The 18,053-nt window shown below is 46.2% G+C and carries 20 protein-coding genes; 6 read left to right on the plus strand and 14 right to left on the minus strand.

The window, feature by feature from the left end; translation table 11 throughout:
* Window positions 1-52: 52 nt before the first annotated feature.
* From HFV01_RS19435 to HFV01_RS19450, 4 genes are all read right to left on the minus strand, one after another.
* Window positions 53-520 carry a hypothetical protein gene (locus HFV01_RS19435; protein ID WP_006620863.1) on the minus strand — a complete coding sequence of 156 codons (468 nt, stop codon included), beginning with the start codon at window positions 518-520 and terminating at the stop codon, window positions 53-55.
* Between the two features lie 99 nt (window positions 521-619).
* Window positions 620-2,296, minus strand: coding sequence for a DUF3352 domain-containing protein (locus HFV01_RS19440; protein ID WP_006620864.1), 1,677 nt, complete (start codon window positions 2,294-2,296; stop codon window positions 620-622).
* A gap of 81 nt (window positions 2,297-2,377) precedes the next feature.
* Window positions 2,378-2,629 carry a hypothetical protein gene (locus HFV01_RS19445; protein ID WP_231296416.1) on the minus strand — a complete coding sequence of 84 codons (252 nt, stop codon included), beginning with the start codon at window positions 2,627-2,629 and terminating at the stop codon, window positions 2,378-2,380.
* A 69-nt stretch (window positions 2,630-2,698) separates the two neighbouring features.
* A complete protein-coding gene (locus HFV01_RS19450; protein WP_006620866.1) occupies window positions 2,699-4,966 on the minus strand; it encodes a heavy metal translocating P-type ATPase in 2,268 nt (755 codons plus the stop codon).
* Window positions 4,967-5,070: 104 nt separating this feature from the next.
* Here HFV01_RS19450 and HFV01_RS30980 point away from each other — a divergent pair, with 104 nt between their 5' ends.
* Genes HFV01_RS30980 through HFV01_RS30990 form a run of 5 tightly spaced genes read left to right on the plus strand, consistent with a single transcriptional unit; the run spans window position 5,071 to window position 6,049 of the window.
* Window positions 5,071-5,196, plus strand: coding sequence for a hypothetical protein (locus tag HFV01_RS30980; protein WP_006620868.1), 126 nt, complete (start codon window positions 5,071-5,073; stop codon window positions 5,194-5,196).
* Window positions 5,197-5,243: 47 nt separating this feature from the next.
* Complete coding sequence (locus HFV01_RS19455; RefSeq protein WP_193521336.1) at window positions 5,244-5,513, plus strand: hypothetical protein; 270 nt, start codon at window positions 5,244-5,246, stop codon at window positions 5,511-5,513.
* Window positions 5,514-5,560: 47 nt separating this feature from the next.
* A complete protein-coding gene (locus tag HFV01_RS19460; RefSeq protein WP_193520317.1) occupies window positions 5,561-5,704 on the plus strand; it encodes a hypothetical protein in 144 nt (47 codons plus the stop codon).
* Window positions 5,705-5,750: 46 nt separating this feature from the next.
* A complete protein-coding gene (locus HFV01_RS30985; RefSeq protein ID WP_006620868.1) occupies window positions 5,751-5,876 on the plus strand; it encodes a hypothetical protein in 126 nt (41 codons plus the stop codon).
* A 47-nt stretch (window positions 5,877-5,923) separates the two neighbouring features.
* The gene (locus tag HFV01_RS30990) at window positions 5,924-6,049 is read left to right on the plus strand and encodes a hypothetical protein (protein WP_318285825.1); all 126 of its coding nucleotides are present in this window, start codon (window positions 5,924-5,926) and stop codon (window positions 6,047-6,049) included.
* 36 nt (window positions 6,050-6,085) lie between these two features.
* On the opposite strand, the gene dnaX is transcribed toward HFV01_RS30990, so the two are convergent.
* From dnaX to HFV01_RS19510, 10 genes are all read right to left on the minus strand, one after another.
* A complete protein-coding gene (gene dnaX, locus HFV01_RS19465; RefSeq protein ID WP_006620870.1) occupies window positions 6,086-8,392 on the minus strand; it encodes a DNA polymerase III subunit gamma/tau in 2,307 nt (768 codons plus the stop codon).
* A gap of 34 nt (window positions 8,393-8,426) precedes the next feature.
* Window positions 8,427-9,059 carry a C-phycocyanin alpha-cysteine-84 phycocyanobilin lyase subunit CpcF gene (cpcF, locus tag HFV01_RS19470; protein ID WP_006620871.1) on the minus strand — a complete coding sequence of 211 codons (633 nt, stop codon included), beginning with the start codon at window positions 9,057-9,059 and terminating at the stop codon, window positions 8,427-8,429.
* Window positions 9,056-9,931 carry a C-phycocyanin alpha-cysteine-84 phycocyanobilin lyase subunit CpcE gene (gene cpcE, locus HFV01_RS19475; protein ID WP_006620872.1) on the minus strand — a complete coding sequence of 292 codons (876 nt, stop codon included), beginning with the start codon at window positions 9,929-9,931 and terminating at the stop codon, window positions 9,056-9,058. The genes cpcF and cpcE overlap by 4 nt, the downstream gene beginning before the upstream one ends.
* A gap of 25 nt (window positions 9,932-9,956) precedes the next feature.
* Window positions 9,957-10,220, minus strand: coding sequence for a rod-capping linker protein CpcD (gene cpcD, locus HFV01_RS19480; RefSeq protein ID WP_006620873.1), 264 nt, complete (start codon window positions 10,218-10,220; stop codon window positions 9,957-9,959).
* Window positions 10,221-10,265: 45 nt separating this feature from the next.
* Window positions 10,266-11,132, minus strand: a complete 867-nt coding sequence (locus HFV01_RS19485; protein WP_006620874.1) for a phycobilisome linker polypeptide — start codon at window positions 11,130-11,132, stop codon at window positions 10,266-10,268.
* 108 nt (window positions 11,133-11,240) lie between these two features.
* On the minus strand, window positions 11,241-12,056 hold the full coding sequence (locus HFV01_RS19490; RefSeq protein WP_006620875.1) for a phycobilisome linker polypeptide: 816 nt from the start codon (window positions 12,054-12,056) through the stop codon (window positions 11,241-11,243).
* A 182-nt stretch (window positions 12,057-12,238) separates the two neighbouring features.
* Window positions 12,239-12,727 (minus strand): C-phycocyanin subunit alpha, encoded by a 489-nt coding sequence (gene cpcA / locus HFV01_RS19495; RefSeq protein ID WP_006620876.1) that lies wholly within the window; start codon window positions 12,725-12,727, stop codon window positions 12,239-12,241.
* Between the two features lie 111 nt (window positions 12,728-12,838).
* Window positions 12,839-13,357 carry a C-phycocyanin subunit beta gene (gene cpcB / locus HFV01_RS19500; protein WP_006620877.1) on the minus strand — a complete coding sequence of 173 codons (519 nt, stop codon included), beginning with the start codon at window positions 13,355-13,357 and terminating at the stop codon, window positions 12,839-12,841.
* Window positions 13,358-13,748: 391 nt separating this feature from the next.
* The gene (locus tag HFV01_RS19505) at window positions 13,749-14,774 is read right to left on the minus strand and encodes an ABC transporter permease (RefSeq protein ID WP_006668090.1); all 1,026 of its coding nucleotides are present in this window, start codon (window positions 14,772-14,774) and stop codon (window positions 13,749-13,751) included.
* 153 nt (window positions 14,775-14,927) lie between these two features.
* Window positions 14,928-15,269: a hypothetical protein gene (locus tag HFV01_RS19510; RefSeq protein ID WP_035759758.1), complete on the minus strand. Its 342-nt coding sequence runs from the start codon at window positions 15,267-15,269 to the stop codon at window positions 14,928-14,930.
* 231 nt (window positions 15,270-15,500) lie between these two features.
* Here HFV01_RS19510 and HFV01_RS19515 point away from each other — a divergent pair, with 231 nt between their 5' ends.
* On the plus strand, window positions 15,501-18,029 hold the full coding sequence (locus tag HFV01_RS19515; RefSeq protein WP_006620880.1) for a mannose-1-phosphate guanyltransferase: 2,529 nt from the start codon (window positions 15,501-15,503) through the stop codon (window positions 18,027-18,029).
* The last annotated feature ends 24 nt before the right edge of the window (window positions 18,030-18,053 follow it).

Raw genomic sequence — 18,053 nt, forward strand, 5'->3', positions numbered from 1 at the left:
TGATTTCTGAACAGGCTGTAACTGACGCACCTGTGACTAACTAAATCAGAATTTAGTAAATAAAAATACCTCCAGTTGATTGAATATTAACAGTGCGTAACCCAGCTTGGTCGCCACTGGGTCGAATTGTAAGGGTGACGTTGTTATTAACAACTTCTAGGTTATATTGCAGACTCAAAGAAGCAACTAAGGGGTTAATCACCAAATAGGAGTCTAGGGGAATGTTGTTATAACTAATCCTTTGTCCATTGGCTAAATTGGCGGTTTCGGTGGTAGTCAAACCATACTCTAGGGTGACACTAGATTGATTGACGAGGGTTAGGTTAACCGACTGTTGTGGATTAATTCGCGCGACAGGTTGCCAAGGTCCGGGGCTATAGGTAGAAGCAGCCGGAGGATTTTGGGCGAGAATAACTCCTGTAATTGTTTCGGAAGCATTAAGGGTTTTTGGCTGTACTACGAAGGATAAACACAAGGTAGTTACAACACTTAGTCCGACTACATTAAGACGACAGTTCATTCCATGACTCTCCTAAATACACGCGCTAACATCAAGTGTGAGGAGTTATTTCTATTATTGCCCAACCTGGATGTTTTGGATAGACAACTAACTAGGAGTTTATTGGAGGTGGGCGAAAACCGTGGCTTTTTGTACGCCATTTTCGCGACCTCTGGCGCTGATAGTCAGCGATCGCAAATGATTAAAGAAAGGCTGGGCGGATAATTCCACTAATCTTAGCAAAGGCATTTGTTGGCGTAAAATGTCCCGACTGACATCCCAATCAATATAAAAATAGCCATCATTTTTCTCGGAGAGTAACTTGAGACTATTGCTAAATTCAGGATTAGTCAGAATGTTTCCAGTTTCCACCCCATGAATTGCAGCATCGATCGCCTCAACAGAAGTGGCAAAAATTTCGTAATCCCCAACGGTGGCGTGAACTCCTCTGGGTTCCGCCTCAATCATCTGTTTTCTGGCGCTGGTCTTGTTTTTAGACTTGATCGGAACAGTTTTAAGTTGTGTCCAAGCCCATAGGGTATAGTCCCCTAATACAAAACTCCCGACACTGTAACCCCTCTCAGTGGCGATCGCGTCTAAAGCCTCGATAGCAGTTTCGGCTAAAGGAGTCCGTTTGGCAACAAATACCCAATCATTGCGATCGCCTATGGGGTGGGGGACTAAGGCGAGCGCGTATTCTTCTGTTACCCAATTAAAAATATCTTCGGGTAAATCAACACCCCAACTTTCTTGTATGGAAACCTGCGCGCGTCTTAAAACTCCCCCCAAGGTCTCATTACTCCCGATAGTCCCGGAGGTTTGCGCCCACAAATCTTTTAAATCTCGTCCGGTCACTACTAGGGGACTATTGGCGCTGATATACTTTAAGGCTGTGGGGGGTTCCGACAATAACGGCGGCTCAAATTCTTCGCTGGTGGTAGCAATTATGGCTGTATCTGCTAATAATCCTTGGGGGTTTAGGGTCAGTCCTAGGGCTAAACTGGGTTGAATGGGTAGGGCGTTGATTTCATCGGGGGTTAATTCCCAATTCCCTAAATTTAAAAATACTAATCCAATTTGGCTGGAGTCTAAAGCGGCGATCGCTTTTTGATAACTCTCGGAGTTGGCTAGGTTGAGGGTGGATACCTGGAAATTATTAATGGCTTCCCGCAATACTTTTGGATAGTTAGCAAATAAAATAAAGCGATCGCTTAATACTGCTGTCGCTAATGTGGGCGCTAATTCTACCGACTCCCTTTGGCGGTAAGTAATAGTTACCCCTCGATAGGTTTCCGAGGTTACCATTACTCCCGACACCGCTTGTCGTTGCCAAAATAATTCCAGAAATTCCTGACTCTGTTGGGGATTTTGGCTGGTGAGGGCAAGAAGATATCCCGGTTGTTTATCATTACTACTATCGCGATCAATATCTGCGGCGATCAGAGACAGGGTTATTTCCTCTCCTAACCAGGGTTTAATGTCCCGTTGGTAATTTAGTCCTGTATTTCCTAGCAGTATCTTTTTAAATCGGTTAAATTCCTGATGCGATCGCTGTCTTTGTTTCGGTTCAGCTAATACCTGGCGGAAGGCTTCCAGGCGGTCGGGGTTGACCAACAACGATGCTGTAAACGGCGCATTTTTTGGCACAAATACTGTCGCTGTGGGAATGGTTTTGGCTTTAGCCCCCAATAATGATAGGGGAGTTTCACCTAACAGCGTCAGGAAGAAACTCACCCCTACCAGTAGCAGGGTCGCAGTGGCGATACCTAGCAGAATGAAAAACGACTTCAGCTTCATATTAATCTGAGTTGACAGGGGACGGTTGATTGATCAACATAGTCTCACCAATATCTTCTCACAGATGGCGGTTTGGCGAACCTAATCACTAGACTTTTTCCTGGGAGGTTCGCTGAACATAAACCACCACAACTCTAACCCAATTAAGCCTATCCCGGCTAGGGTGATACCTACTTTTAAGCCTAGGGGTTGTTCGATTTTACTAAATTTACCATATTCTCCACCACCATGATCATGATGGTGCGGTGATGCGATCGCTTCCACGGGAATAAATGCGATCGCACCTAATAACATTAACATCGTCAAAGAATTCTTGATTATTCTAACTTTCATTTTGGTTCCGGATCTATTTACTGGGTACATAAAGCATGATTAATCTACCTAGTGATTTGGGATTTGTTTCTATAACCGAGTTCGCTGCAATCTTAACGCATTGGTAACCACAGAAACGGAACTCATAGCCATCGCCGCCCCGGCTATAATAGGATTAAGTAACCAATTGGTTAGCGGGAATAAAACTCCAGCAGCGAGGGGGATACTGGCTGTATTGTAGAAAAAGGCAAAAAACAGATTTTGGCGGATATTCTTCATGGTAGCACGACTCAGTTTAATCGCCGTCACAATACCCTGTAAATCTCCCGAAATTAAAGTAATATCTCCGGCGGCGATCGCTACATCAGTTCCCGTCCCGATCGCCATTCCTACATCAGCTTGTGCTAAAGCAGGTGCGTCATTAATGCCATCTCCCACCATTGCCACAATCGCCTGTTTTTGAGACTTTTTTAGCCTCTCTTGTTGCAGGGATTTAATAATCTCTGATTTCCGGTCGGGACGTACTTGTGCAAATACCCTATCTATAGCTACCTGTTCGGCGATCGCTTCCGCAGTTTTCTGATTATCTCCCGTTACCATGACCACCTGTAATCCCATCGATTTTAAAGCCCTGACCGCTGCTACGGAAGCAGGTTTTAGACTATCTGCAATCCCCAATAATCCCTCGATTTCCCCATCAATAGCAATCCAAGCCGTCGTTTGTGCTTCCGTCTCCCAAATTCCTTGTTTTTCCTGAAAAATACTCGTATCAATGCCCAATTCTCTCATCCATATAGAAGTACCAATTTGAATTAAGCGATCGGACACCTTAGCCTGTACACCCATTCCCGGCATTGCCTCAAATTCCACTACTTCCGGTAAAGGGAATTCCACCTCCTGAGATTTCGCATATTCCACAATCGCTTCAGCCAAAGGATGTTCGGATTTGGCTTCCACCGCCGCCACCAGCCGCAGCAGTTTTAACTCATGATTATTAGTGGTTCCTCCCACAGTGATATAATTAATTACTCTCGGTTTACCTTCCGTCAAAGTTCCCGTTTTATCTAAAACTATAGTCTGGATTTTGTGCGCTAATTCTAGGCTGTCTCCACCCTTAATTAAAATACCATGTTCCGCACCTAAACCCGTCCCAACCATTACCGAGGTCGGAGTCGCTAATCCCAACGCACAAGGACAAGCGATAATTAATACACCTACCGTAGTCACTATAGCTAGGGTAATATTTCCCGTCCAATTAAACCAGATCACAAAAGTGGCGATCGCTATAGCTATCACCACAGGAACAAACCAGCTAGTTACCTGATCTGCTAATGTTTGAATCGGTGCTTTTGCACCTTGCGCCTGTCTTACTAACTGCACAATTTGCGCCAAAACAGTTTCTTCTCCCACCCGTGCAGCCGTAAACTTAAAGCTACCAGTTTTATTAATTGTCGCCCCAATCACTTCATCACCAATCTGCTTTTCTACCGGGACACTTTCCCCCGTCACCATCGATTCATCTACAGTCGATCGCCCTTCGATTATCTCTCCATCAACCGGGATTTTTTCCCCCGGACGAACTATCACAATATCCCCAACCTTCACCAATTCAATCGCGATATCTTCCTCCTTACCATTACGAACTACACGAGCAGTTTTTGCCTGTAATCCTATTAATTTTTTGATAGCTTCTGACATTTTCCCTTTGGCGCGATGTTCTAACCATCTCCCCACTAAAACCAACGCAATAATCATCGCCGCCGACTCATAAAAAACATCGGGACTCAATCCCTGACTCAACAAAACATTAGGAAATAACGTCACAAACACCGAGTAAACATAAGCCACACCCGTACCAATCGAAGTTAGAGTATTCATGTCAGCGTTACGCTGCTTAAATCCTTTAATTGCACCCGTGAAACAACCTTGACCACACCAAAACATCACCGGAGTAGTTAACACAAATTGCAGCCAGGGATGATGCAGCCAACCCGGTATAAAATGGATGTCTAAACCTGTCATCATTGGTAAGCCACCAATCATCAAGAATAAACTCACAAATCCCGAAAATCCCACCTTCTTAATTAGTGCTTTTTCCTCGGCATCACTCTCGGATTCTCCCGGCTTTTCTAAGTTTCCTAAACCCCCTAAAGGTTTGGTTGTATATCCAGCGTCAGAAATCGCTTGTTCAATTACCTCTAAACTGACCGCTTCTGGGTTATAATCTATAGCAGCTTGTTCAGCACCAAAGTTAACTTGACATTGATTAACTCCATCAAGTCTATTCACTACTATTTCAATGCGGGATGCACAGGATGCACAACTCATCCCCCCCACTTGTAAATGAGTGGTTTTCATAGCGAAAATTTACCTTTGACAATTTTATACATTGATTTTAAAGTCTCCTGTGAACTGGAGAGTCAACCAAAAAACCGAGTTTCTCCCAGTCTCTTGACAAACTTATGGCGATCGCTTCCAAAGAAACCGGGTTTCTCCCAGAAACCGGGTTTCTAAGCATCTCTCAAAGAAACCCGGTTTCTCCCAGAAACCGGGTTTCTAGATATCTCTCAAAGAAACCGGGTTTCTAGATATCTCTCAAAGAAACCGGGTTTCCCCCAAACCTCTTGACAAACTTATGGCGATCGCTTCCAAAGAAACCCGGTTTCTCCCAGAAACCGGGTTTCTAGATATCTCTCAAAGAAACCGGGTTTCTCCCAGAAACCGGGTTTCTAAGCATCTCTCAAAACAACCGAGTTTCCCCAGACCCCTTGACAAACTTATGGCGATCGCTTCCAAAGAAACCGGGTTTCTCCCAGAAACCGGGTTTCTAAGCATCTCTCAAAGAAACCCGGTTTCTCCCAGAAACCGGGTTTCTAGATATCTCTCAAAGAAACCGGGTTTCTAGATATCTCTCAAAGAAACCGGGTTTCCCCCAAACCTCTTGACAAACTTATGGCGATCGCTTCCAAAGAAACCGGGTTTCTCCCAGAAACCGGGTTTCTAAGCATCTCTCAAAGAAACCCGGTTTCTCCCAGAAACCGGGTTTCTAGATATCTCTCAAAGAAACCGGGTTTCTCCCAGAAACCGGGTTTCTAAGCATCTCTCAAAACAACCGAGTTTCCCCAGACCCCTTGACAAACTTATGGCGATCGCTTCTAAAGAAACCGGGTTTCTCCCAGAAACCGGGTTTCTAAGCATCTCTCAAAGAAACCCGGTTTCTCCCAGAAACCGGGTTTCTAGATATCTCTCAAAGAAACCGGGTTTCTAGATATCTCTCAAAGAAACCGGGTTTCCCCCAAACCTCTTGACAAACTTATGGCGATCGCTTCCAAAGAAACCGGGTTTCTCCCAGAAACCGGGTTTCTAAGCATCTCTCAAAACAACCGAGTTTCCCCCAGAAACCGGGTTTCTAGATATCTCTCAAAGAAACCGGGTTTCTAGGTATCTCTCAAAGAAACCGGGTTTTTCCAGTAAGACTTAAAAGGGTACATCATCTTCACTGTCATCATCTTCTGGAGAATAAAACTCTATGGTATCCTCCAATGCTACAGAAGAAGAAGAAACAGTTGTCACCTGTGTATTTTCGGGATACCAAGGGATAATTTCCCCATCAAAAAACTCTGCCAGTTTTTCAGCCGCCGTAGCCACATCATCAACCGGAGAATTATTGTCATTATCAGCTACTTTAACTGAAATATCCTCAATTTTAGGAGTTGTTAATTCCGGCGGTCTCTCAGTTTCTGGTTCCCTAGTAGGTGGCGGGGGTTCTGGTGGTGGGGGTGGCGGCGATTGTACCCTCTGAGATATCGGTGTTTTTTCAGGATGAACCCCAGGAGAAACTGCCCCCATTCCCACTTCTAAATTTACCTGAATTTTAGTATTAAAAACCTTCTGACAAGCAACTTCTAAACTAGAGATTTTCGCCTGGGCAATTTTCAATAATGGATGGGATTTAAGCCCGATACAGACTACATTACCATGGTGCGATCGCAAACAGCCATGTTGACGCATCAAAGCCTGAGTTCCCAATTGTTCGATCGCACTAAGTATCTGTTCCCAAAGTTCCTCCAGACTATAGTTTACTGCTTCCTCTTGATTAGCAGTAGTAGGCTGTGGCGGCGGGGGTGGCGGCGGGGGTGCATCCGGCACAGAAACAGCTTGTGAGACAGGTTGAGCAGGCGCAGGAGGCTTGTAAACAGGCTGTGACCTCATTTTTGAGGTAGGCTGATTTGAGATAGGCTGAGGCTGTACATTTACCACCCCTGTAGATACCGTTTGAGGACGCAAAGCCTCCGGTAATAACCCTAATAAAGTCACCTCCAACCATAAACGCGGCTGAGTGGTATTTTTAATCTGTACCTCGCTATCGCGGAGATGTTTTTGACCAGCCAGGATAATTTCATGTTCCCAGCGTTGGGAAAAGGCGCATAAACTTTCCCAAGTCGGTTGAGTAAGTTTCACTAAATCCTGGCGATTTGGTGCGGTTTTGGCGATTAATAAATCCCGGTAAAATTCCCCCAGATTTTGCAGCACAATTAAAGGTTCTCGACCCCGGTTCAGTAACTCGCGGGTTTGGTCTAAAATTGCCGTCGCTTTACCCTCTGCGATCGCCTCTAATAATGTCATCAAATCCCGTTCAGGAACAGCCCCAACCAAGTCCCAAACCCGTTCAACCGTAATTTCACCTGACAGTAAACTTAATTGGTCTAACAGGCTTTCCGCATCCCTTAATCCCCCTTGAGCAATTTGAGCCACCATCATCACCGCTTCCGGTGTAATAGCAATGTTTTCCTTGGCGGCGATAGTTTCTAAATGAGTCGCCATGGCTTGTAAAGGAATGCGCCGAAAATCAAAGCGCTGACATCGAGAAATAATCGTCGGGAGAACCCGTTGAGGGTCTGTAGTCGCCAGGACAAACACCACCCGATCAGGTGGTTCTTCTAGGGTTTTCAGTAAAGCATTAAAAGCCGCTGTACTCAACATATGGCAATTGTGAACTAGCAGACCATTCGCCACAAAATTATGATTATGTTCTACCTCAATATCATAGACATGATTAACCCCTAACTTTTCGATAGATTCTACATCTTGTAATGCCGTCTTGACCGCCGCATCAATTTCCGGTGATAATATTTTCATTTTAGGGGTAATATTTGCCGCTTTTATCCAGCCTTTATCTGTCCTAATCAGATGATTACCAGTGCATTTAATTTCCGTCTGAAAGGTTTTAATTTTCCAAGTCTCACGAACCCCCTGGTCAAGCCAGCGTAAAACCTGCTGCCATTCCCATTGTTGAGTAGACTCATTATAACTAAGAACTCGACATTCTTGGAGAGTCGGATCATCAATTCTCAGCCATCCGCGATCGCTTAAAATCAGAGCATCACCCGTCAGACATTCATCAATTACATAGACCTTATAGCGACATTGAACCGGGGAAAACTGCGTCCGTTCAATTAAATCCCGGATATGATCAACCCCCGTATTACTAGCAGCATCAATCTCCACAAAATCTAAAGTTGCTCCCGTAGTGATACCCCGACAGACCTCGCAAATACCACAGGGAGTTTCTGTCGGGTTAGAAGTTTGTAGACAGTTAAGAGATTTCGCTAAAATCCGCGCACTAGAAGTTTTACCAGTACCCCTCGGACCTGTAAATAAATAAGCCGGAGCAATACGCCGCGATCGGATCGCATTAGTCAGAGTTTGAGCGATCGCCTCTTGACCCACCAGATCTGCAAAAGTTTGGGGACGATATTTGTGGTGAAGCGGTTCGTAGGTCACGGTATAATCTCAACATCCCAAAAGCAACTAATTATTAACTAATCCCTAAGTTCATCCTAGCCAGACTAGCCCTAGCAGAAACCGCCGGAGTTTCATCATTATTAACCATCCCCTCCAACCTTTGCGAAACCTGTGTAAACCAATGGGGTTTATCCACCTCAGAAGCCGCCAAACCTTCCAAACCCACAACCGTTGCATAACGAACGATCCATTCCGTATCTTCAGAAGTATGCAGCAGAGTTTTTAGGGTTCTTTCCTTAGCCTCAGAGACTGCTTCTGGTGACATATCCTCCCAGCGAATTGCTCCCAAACCCCGCGCCGCAGCACGACGCACACTCAGAGCAAAATCACTACCCGCCGCCTCCAGCAAAACATCTAAACCCCTAGGATCACCAATACCAGACAAAGCGCGAACCGCCCAAGCCCTAGCACCATAGTTATAACCATCTAACCTCTCTAGTATACCAACCACAGCAGGTTTACCAATGGCTATCAATCCCTCAACTGCAGCCACCGCCGCGCCAGGGTTGTTATAACCCAAAACACGAATTAACATTGGTACTGCATCCACAGAACCAGTCGCGGCCAATTGTGACACCGCGCCTATCAGTTTTCCAGCAGAGTCCGCCTGTTCAACCGCTAAAATTAGTTCCTCAACCTTTGTCATAATAGAGAATCCATCAGCTTCATGATTTTAACTGCCTCTTCAGATAGGCATTTTTCCCCAATTTGACTGAGATGGTGTTCCAGAATTCCCTGTAAAGCAATTAGTTTCAGGCTATTTTCAGCTAGGGTGTTGGCGATAGGTTCGGCGGCCTGAAGATATCCGATCGCCCCTAAATCCATTAAAGCACTGCGTCGCAATTGTAAATCTTCCCCCCGCAAAGCTGCAATTAAGCGATCGCCATAAACCGGATCACCCGTAAGCTGATACATAGCCCTTAAAGCCGCATACTGTATTCTAGCGATCGGATGGTTTATGAAAGGTTCAATATCAGTTAACGCCTCAGTTGCGCCCAGAGTTCCTATGGCTTCAATTACTGCGTCATAAGGCTGTTTTAAATGGGGTTTACCCGCTATCGGTGCAGTATCTTCTACTCCACCCACCAATAACCCACGCAAAGCAGAAACACAGCTAGAGTCTCCCAGACCTTCTAAAGCCTGAGCCGCCGCTTCCCGCACATAAAAATCTTGGCAATCTAAACATTTGACTAGGGGAGTCACCGCGCGACGATCGCCCAATTTACCCAAAGCCCGAGCCGCATTTCTGCGTAAAGGATAGCCCCCGTCCTTAGTGCGATCGGACTCATCATCCAAGGCCATAATTAAGGCATCAACTGCGATCGCATCACACACACGAAAACGCCCCAACCACCAAGCCGCATAATAGCGACGATTTGGTTCTTGATGGTTTAGGGCGGCGATCGCCTGTTCTACTGTCCAAGCATCACCCCCTTCAGCTTCTCCCCCAGTTAAAGGCGCATTATCTGCGCCCACTAGGGGGGATGCACCTGGGGTTTTTGATTCAGAATCCTGCATGAAAATCAGAATTGAATGGTCTAAATTATTCGCCCTCAGCTTCAGACACCGTATTATCGGTAGTCATCGGCTCAATGCTAACAATTTTACCACCCATGCGGTTAATCCGCCGCATTTCCTGATTCATCCTATTGTAAGGAACAATTACAAATTGACTCCCACTCGAGCGAATCTGATATTCTGTCTTGTCGGTTTCGTCATTCTGACGCATTCCCACCACTTCATATTTGAAGAAGCGAGCGCCCGAAGGACTACTGCCCATTTTTCCGGCACTGATGTAACCCAACATTGTCCCTATTAATCTCCCAAAACAATCAAGTTTTCTCTTGCCATTCTAAATAGGCGTAATGCTGGCAATTGTGCCACCTTGGCGCTGAATTTCCCTCAGTTGTGCCGAAAGCTGATCATAAGGAACAATAAAAGCCTTACTGCAACGACGTACTCTGGGATAACGGCGCTCACGGATTCCAGAAACCTCTACACGGTAAGTCCGTCCCGCTTGCAGAACTCCACCTTGGCTGAATCCAGTGCTAGGAGCCACACTCTGTCCAGATGGACGATAGGACCAACCATCCGAATCCCCAGAAGGAGCCACTACCACAGAAGCGCGGTTAGCACCTAGTTCCTGCGCCAGACGAGACATAGTGCCTTCACCTTGAGCGCTATCACTATTAGCATAACCCCGATACAGGCGGAACATCCGGGTAAAACCAACCGTTTTCTGTCCCCGCTGAGTCTCGAAACCACGGTAGTAGGGAACAATATTTTCGCCGAAGCTCTCCAGATATTCTGGAGAATCAATATAAGAATCGATATCGGCATCGTACCCTTCGTTTTGATATAAGTCTAAGTGGAAAACCACCTCTGACTCATCATAGGGAGCCCGACCCAACAGGTGTTTGTAATTTAGTTCAATTACACGGGTCTGGAAATTCGGGTAAAAGAATTTCTTTTTATAAAGCTCTGACTTCGCCACACACCGCACCAACTCCCGTACTGTGATGCTACCATCGCACAACAGTGACTCCGCACTCGTGAGGCGCTCAGAACTCATCAGATAATCATTACCCAGTAATTGACGGTATACCGCACGAATTACCTCTTGGGCATTGTCACGACTCCAATTGGGGCGCAACTCTACCAGAGAACTCTCCTGGAAAGCTGTTGTCCCTAACCGAGACGCTTGGGTTGTAATGGCCACTAAAATCCTCCTATGATCACAACCGAATTACTTGCGGATTTAGTCCTAGACAATCTAACTTGATTATGCTATTGTTATTAACTGGTTAACAGTTAACAACTTGCTGTTCTAAGCAGGGGTCACGCTGATGACCCGTCCGCCCATGCGGTTGATCCGCTGCAACTGTCCTGAAAGTTGCTCGTAGGCTACTGTATACTCTGCTGTAGCTTTACGCATTCTCGGTGTCAACTGTGTGGGCTTTTGTACTACTACCACACGATACAATTGACCGCGCGAGCCACCATTAGCCCCCACCAGAGCTTGTCCGCTCCCGGCTGGAGAAATCGGCGAAGATGTATTGCGAGCTACTTCCCAAGTTAAACGTCCTTGGGTTTGATTTTGAGCGCGATCGCTATTCGCGTATCCCCGGTAAAGTTGGAACATCCGGTTAAATCCCACAGTCCACTGACCCCGTTGGGTAGCAAAACCACGGTAGTAAGGAACTACATTTTCCCCGAAACTTTCCAAATACTCAGGAGAATCGAGGTAAGAATTAATCTCAGCCTCGTAGCCTTCCTCGTTATACAGGTCAACGTGAAACGCGATTTCTGACTCATCATAAGGAGCCCGACCCAGCAAATGCTTATAGTTCAGCTCAATAAACCGAACTTGGCTATTCCCATAAAAAAACTTTTTCCGGTACAGTTCCGAAACAGCTAACGCTCGCACGAAATCCCGCACCGTAATTTCACCCTGGCGCAACAAAGACTCAGCACTTGTTAAGCGCTCCCGTTGCATCAGGTGTTCATTACCCATCACCTGACGATATGCAGCCCAAATCACAGCTTGGACATCACCCTCGGTGAAGTTAGGGCGCAGTTCCACTCGCTCAGACTCTTCAAAAGCTCTGATTCCTAGGCGACTTGCTTCTGCTAAACCAACCATTATTAATCTTCTCCCGATTTTTTGACGTTATAGAGAAAAAACTCTTTTTAATCGGTTAGGTAATCTCGGATACCGATTTTACCAAGCTGATCCCGCTTTAATAAAATATGCCCGGACTGCTAAATAACTGATAACCCAATTGCTAACAGCTATTTACCGTTCCGGGCAACGCAAAAAAAGACCTAGCTTAGGGCGTTGATCGCGTAGTCGAGGTAGGAGTTAGCTTCAACAGCAGCGTCACCAGACAAACCGTGGTTAGCTTTGATGTATTTCAGGGCTTCAATGTACCAGCTTGGAGAAAGCTCGAAAGTCCGGTTGATTTCATCAATACCGGCAATCAGGTACTCATCCATGGGGCCAGTTCCACCAGCAATCAGGCAATAAGTTACCATCCGCAGGTAGTAGCCTATGTCACGAGCACATTTGTCCTTACCGCGTTGGTCTGCCGCGTAGTTAGGTCCCTGCATTTGGGTGGTGTAGGGGAACTTGTTGTACACTGCTTGGGCAGCACCACTGATCAGACTATCAGCTTTAGAGGTCAAAGCTTTAGCAGCTTCCAGACCAGCTTTGGCTTGACGAAAACGGCCAAAAGCCACTTGGATTTCGGTGCTGCTTAGGAAACGACCTTGGGAATCAGCGATAGAAACTGCTTCGGTTAGGGGGGTTTTCATTCTCGAGTTATCTCCCGATTGGTTTACAAAAAATTAGGTAACAAACAGAAGTCCAGTCACTTAGACTTCAGCTAAACTGTTTCAATTGTTATATGCTATGGATCTGCTTGATTAGGAAACTGCAGCACATGCACGATCAAAGTAACTAGCGATTTCTGAAGCCAAAGCGCTACAATCGCCAGGAGTGATACCTGCGGGATCGTTAACGATCGCCAGAGCAGCTTCTTTCATTTTGCCAACACCGACAGCAACGGAGGAACCGGGAGTTCCCAAAGCCAGGTAAGTTTCACGCAAACCGTTCAAGCAACGATCTTCGAGAACACTTGCGTCGCCAGCGAACACAGCGTAGGTAACATAACGCAGGATGATTTCCATGTCACGCAAGCAAGCAGCCATACGACGGCTGGTGTAGGCGTTTCCACCGGGAGCAATCAGTTGGGGCTGCTCTGCAAACAAAGAACGAGCAGCATTAGAAACGATGGTGGAAGCGTTGCTAGTAATGCGGTTAACGGCATCCAAACGTTTGTTGCTTTCAGCAACCATTTGGCTCAGAGCATCGATTTGAGCTGTACTCAGCATTTCGCCGCGAGTATCAGCCTGAGAAACCACCTTGGTGAAGGCATCAAACATGGACTTATCTCCTACTTGTTGACTTGCTTAGAGTTAGCTTGGGATTCTACACACCATGAATGATTACTACAATCAATCCACTGGTGCCATCTCCTCAGACCCCTTCCGGGGTGAACCCTGGACAAAGGCTTTTCACAATTGCCCCGTGGTCCATTTCTCAAGTATCCTAGAACACTTTCTGAAATCTTAAAAGATTGTACGCGGTTTATGAGAAGAATTTAATATTTTGATACAAATGTTAATGAAACTTCATAAACCAACATTCGCCTTCCTTCTCACCCCTTCAAATATCATTTATACACTGCCAGTGCCTTTTAGTTTGTTAAAATTTATTAAAGTCTCTTCAAAATTTACTAAGTATTAATAACTAAGTATATTTTCTGAGAAGCAATTAATAGCGAATCCGGGGGTCAATGCAAGCATTCAAAATATCGATCGCCAAACTAGCGATCACGACAATTACGGCCAAAAACACAACCACCCCCTGGACTGTGGGATAATCTCGCAGACGAATAGCCTCATACAAGCGATTAGCTAATCCCGGCCAAGAAAAAGTCACCTCAGTTAAAATCGCCCCTCCCAACAAAGCGGCAAAAGTCAGCCCCAAAACGGTAATCACGGGAATCATGGCATTTTTGAGAGCATGAGCCAGCAAAATCCGTAACTCGGAGACCCCCCGCGCCCGCGCCGCCTCGACATAATCAGCTTGTAGAGTTTGTCTCAAATTCACCCGGACAATGCGCTCGAAAATGCCACTCAGCAAAATCCCCAAAGTCACACAGGGTAGACACAGATAATATATAGTCGTCCAGAAAGCGCCCAAATTGCCACTCAACAAACTATCAACGGTATAAAGTCCGGTATAACTAGGAGGAGGAGTCACGGTCACCGGAAAACGGGTCCCCAAAGGAAACCAGCCCAACCACACGGCAAAAATCAACTGCAACAGCATCCCCGCCCAAAAAGCGGGAACCGAATAAGTAATAATTCCAAATAAGCGTCCCCCAGTGTCCCAAATAGTATTAGGTTTAAAAGCGGCCACAGCCCCGACAGTAATTCCCACGACGAGGGCGACCAACATACTAAAAACTGCTAATTCGACGGTAGCGGGAAAATGATCACCAATAATCTGCCAGACGGACTGTCCTTGAGTAGTTATAGAAATGCCCAAATCGAAGCGCAGTAGAGCGCCCATATAACTTATATATTGTTCTAGCAAGGACCCCCCCAAACCTAACTGCGATCGCAAGGCTTCCTTAGCCGCACTAGGCGCTCTAGGGCCAAGAATAGCATCTACTGGATCACCGGGTGTCGCCCGCAACAATAGAAACACCACGGAAGTAATCGTCCACAACATCAGCGGGGCCAACAACAGCCGAGTAATCACATAAAATTGCAGCGCTTTAGCACGAGACATCAGATCAAGCCACGAAACAACTCGCACCCATCAGCAAACTACCTCAAGAGTGCGATCACAAATGATATCAATAGTTCGGTATTTATGTGGGACTATTACCGGGCGGGTTTTTTCTGTTTTTCCTCAAACCACCCGCCACGACCCATCTACCAATTAAGCATCAAGTAACGACTCAAAAGTAGTCCGCAAAGACTTTAAATCAGCCACCCGCGCCACTAGCAAATTCTCGTGACCAGCATCCTCCAGTCGGCCTTTCCAATACTGGATACTCTCAGAATTATTCATCCAAAAATTAATCACGGTATCCACAACGCGATCGCATTGCCATCCCCGCTTGGATGCCACCATTTCCACCGACCCAAGAAACATATCCAGGGTACACTGACGATGGCCTAGATATTCAATGCCGCTGGTCTGTTGTTCCTGTTGCTGCTGTTGCTGGTAAAAAAACGAAAGAATTGGAGAAACTCCCACCAAGTTAAATGTGTATTGCATACTTGCCTCCAAATCATCTGTGAAATGGAACTTAGTTATATCAACTAAGCTGCCCATAAAGGGGTAAAATTAAATACAATCTAGCTCTGTACACTCGAATTTTTCGGCTAAATTCATAAAAATCTCATATTTGGCAGCATTCGGTCCGCAAAACCAAAATGAATCTAAAGAAAAGCTAAATATTAGCCGAAAAAGTTTAATATTGTCTTTAATAAGTCGCCAGGAGGAACTATGAGAGCAGTGCTGATGGCTGGGGGGTCAGGAACACGACTCAGACCTCTTACCTGTGATTTACCCAAACCAATGGTGCCCATACTGAATCGCCCCATTGCGGAACATATCATTAACCTACTGAGGCGGCACCATTTCCAGGAAGTTATCGCTACCCTGCACTATTTACCGGACATCATGCGGGAATACTTCCATAATGGCAGCGACTTTGGCGTTCAAATCACCTATTCGGTGGAAGAGGATCAACCCCTGGGAACTGCAGGATGTGTGAAAAACATTGCCGAACTTCTAGACAGTACCTTCTTAGTGATCAGCGGCGATAGCATAACTGATTTTGACCTCAGCGCGGCGGTTAAGTTTCACACTTCCCAACAATCGAAAGCTACGTTGATATTAACCCGGGTTCCCAACCCTCTCGATTTTGGGGTGGTGATTACGGACGAAAATCAACGCATCAAGCGGTTTTTAGAAAAACCCTCGACTAGCGAAATATTTTCCGATACGGTCAACACGGGAATCTATGTCCTAGAACCGGAAGTGCTGGAATATTTGCCCCCTAATCAAGAATGCGATTTTTCTAACGACCTTTTTCCCCTGTTATTAGAAAAAGGGGTTCCCATGTATGGCTTTATTGCTGAAGGCTACTGGTGCGATGTGGGTCACTTAGAAGCCTATCGTGAATCCCAATATGATGCACTACGGGGGAAAGTTAAGTTAGATTTTCACGTGCGAGAGCGATCGCCAGGAGTCTGGGTCGGTGAAAACACCTATATCGATGATTATGCCCGCATTGAAGCCCCTGTGATTATTGGTAATAACTGTAGAATTGCAGCTAGAGCGCATATAGAAGCGGGAACCATCCTCGGAGATAATGTCACCATAGGGAGTGATGCCAACCTTAAACGCCCGATTGTTTGGAACGGAGCCATTATCGGTGAAGATGTACACTTACGCGCCTGTGTGATTGCTAGAGGAGCAAGGGTAGACCGCCGCGCCCATGTCCTAGAGGGGTCAGTGGTCGGCTCGTTATCTACGGTAGGAGAAGAAAGCCTGATCAGCCCCAATGTCCGGGTTTGGCCTAGCAAAAAAATTGAATCGGGCGCTACCCTCAACATTAACTTAATTTGGGGAAACACGGCTAGGCGTAACCTTTTCGGTCAACGGGGAGTTCTCGGACTGGCTAACATTGATATTACACCGGAATTTGCGGTTAAATTGGGAGCAGCCTACGGGTCAACCCTTAAACAAGTGGCTACGGTGGCGGTATCCCGTGACCAACGCCGCATTTCTCGGATGGTAACGCGATCGCTAATTTCTGGCTTGATGTCCGTGGGAGTCAATGTCCTTAACCTAGAAGATACAGCTATTCCGGTAGTCCGCACGGTGATTCGTAACCTCACTGTTGTGGGCGGTATTCATGTGCGCCTATCTCCAGATCGCTCGGATCAGATTCTGATTGAATTTCTCGACAACAAAGGCATTAACATCACCAAAGCCAAAGAGAAAAAAATCGAAGGTGCTTACTTCAAAGAAGACCTGCGACGCGCCGGGGTGGCGGAAATTGGTAACATGACTTACCCCAGCGAGGTGATCGACACCTACCGCACGGCTTTTGAAAGACACCTCAATATCGATGGGCTGCGCCACAGCAATGCTAAAGTCGTCATAGATTATGTCTATGCAGTGTCGGGAGCCCTTTTACCTCGCCTACTTGCTAAGTTTGGTTGCGATGCGGTAGTCCTCAATGCTAGTCTAAATCAAATTGCTATTTCCCCAAGCGATCGCGAAAATCTACTGGATCAACTAGGCCGGGTAGTTGAAGCCCTCAGAGCTAACTTCGGGGTTCAAGTCTATGCAAATGGCGAACAGTTCATTTTGGTAGATGAAAGTGGTAGCCTGATTCGGGGAGAAGAACTAACCGCCCTCATGGTGACTATGGTTCTGACTGCTCACCCCAGAAGCACGGTGGTAGTACCCGTTCAAGCCTCCTCCGCCGTGGAACAAATCGCCCGACGACACGATGGCATAGTTATCCGCACTAAAGCCAACCCCACGGCTTTAATGGAAGCCTGTCAAGCTCATCCTAATGTCGTACTCGGCGGTAGTGGTGATATGGGGTTCATCTTCCCCCAAATGCACCCCGGTTTTGATGCCATGTTCTCGATTGCCAAAATGATTGAAATTCTGACCACACAGGAGCGATCGCTCGGTCAAATTCGCACCGATCTCCCCCATGTCATACACCGTCGCTATACTGTTCGTTGTCCTTGGTCTGTCAAAGGTGCACTCATGCGACATCTAGTAGAAACCCATGCGCCAGAAAACTTAGAATTGATCGATGGAGTCAAACTCATTAACTACCAAGACGATAATTGGATTTTGATTCTTCCTGATGCTGGAGAACCCCTAATCCATATCTATGCCAACAGCGACGATCGAGATTGGGCTGATGCTACCCTCAGAGAATACCGAAATATGGTACAAGATTTTGTAAATCAAGTTCAAGGTATGAACCGAGAAGACTATTAGCCCTGATTCTCGATAACTAGCTGT

The organism is Limnospira fusiformis SAG 85.79 (assembly GCF_012516315.1).
In the GTDB taxonomy this organism is placed as follows: Bacteria; Cyanobacteriota; Cyanobacteriia; order Cyanobacteriales; family Microcoleaceae; genus Limnospira; species Limnospira fusiformis.

Coding starts and splice junctions, on each gene's coding strand:
- HFV01_RS30990 (WP_318285825.1), top strand. CDS start 5,924: ATGGCGATCGCTTCCAAAGAAACCGGGTTTCTCCCAGAAACCGGGTTT.
- HFV01_RS19510 (WP_035759758.1), bottom strand. CDS start 15,269: ATGCAATACACATTTAACTTGGTGGGAGTTTCTCCAATTCTTTCGTTT.
- cpcB (WP_006620877.1), bottom strand. CDS start 13,357: ATGTTTGATGCCTTCACCAAGGTGGTTTCTCAGGCTGATACTCGCGGC.
- cpcA (WP_006620876.1), bottom strand. CDS start 12,727: ATGAAAACCCCCCTAACCGAAGCAGTTTCTATCGCTGATTCCCAAGGT.
- HFV01_RS19460 (WP_193520317.1), top strand. CDS start 5,561: ATGGCGATCGCTTCCAAAGAAACCGGGTTTCTCCCAGAAACCGGGTTT.
- HFV01_RS30980 (WP_006620868.1), top strand. CDS start 5,071: ATGGCGATCGCTTCCAAAGAAACCGGGTTTCTCCCAGAAACCGGGTTT.
- HFV01_RS30985 (WP_006620868.1), top strand. CDS start 5,751: ATGGCGATCGCTTCTAAAGAAACCGGGTTTCTCCCAGAAACCGGGTTT.
- HFV01_RS19490 (WP_006620875.1), bottom strand. CDS start 12,056: ATGGTTGGTTTAGCAGAAGCAAGTCGCCTAGGAATCAGAGCTTTTGAA.
- HFV01_RS19435 (WP_006620863.1), bottom strand. CDS start 520: ATGAACTGTCGTCTTAATGTAGTCGGACTAAGTGTTGTAACTACCTTG.
- cpcF (WP_006620871.1), bottom strand. CDS start 9,059: ATGACAAAGGTTGAGGAACTAATTTTAGCGGTTGAACAGGCGGACTCT.
- HFV01_RS19445 (WP_231296416.1), bottom strand. CDS start 2,629: ATGAAAGTTAGAATAATCAAGAATTCTTTGACGATGTTAATGTTATTA.
- HFV01_RS19515 (WP_006620880.1), top strand. CDS start 15,501: ATGAGAGCAGTGCTGATGGCTGGGGGGTCAGGAACACGACTCAGACCT.
- HFV01_RS19450 (WP_006620866.1), bottom strand. CDS start 4,966: ATGAAAACCACTCATTTACAAGTGGGGGGGATGAGTTGTGCATCCTGT.
- HFV01_RS19505 (WP_006668090.1), bottom strand. CDS start 14,774: ATGTCTCGTGCTAAAGCGCTGCAATTTTATGTGATTACTCGGCTGTTG.
- cpcD (WP_006620873.1), bottom strand. CDS start 10,220: ATGTTGGGTTACATCAGTGCCGGAAAAATGGGCAGTAGTCCTTCGGGC.
- cpcE (WP_006620872.1), bottom strand. CDS start 9,931: ATGCAGGATTCTGAATCAAAAACCCCAGGTGCATCCCCCCTAGTGGGC.
- HFV01_RS19455 (WP_193521336.1), top strand. CDS start 5,244: ATGGCGATCGCTTCCAAAGAAACCCGGTTTCTCCCAGAAACCGGGTTT.
- HFV01_RS19440 (WP_006620864.1), bottom strand. CDS start 2,296: ATGAAGCTGAAGTCGTTTTTCATTCTGCTAGGTATCGCCACTGCGACC.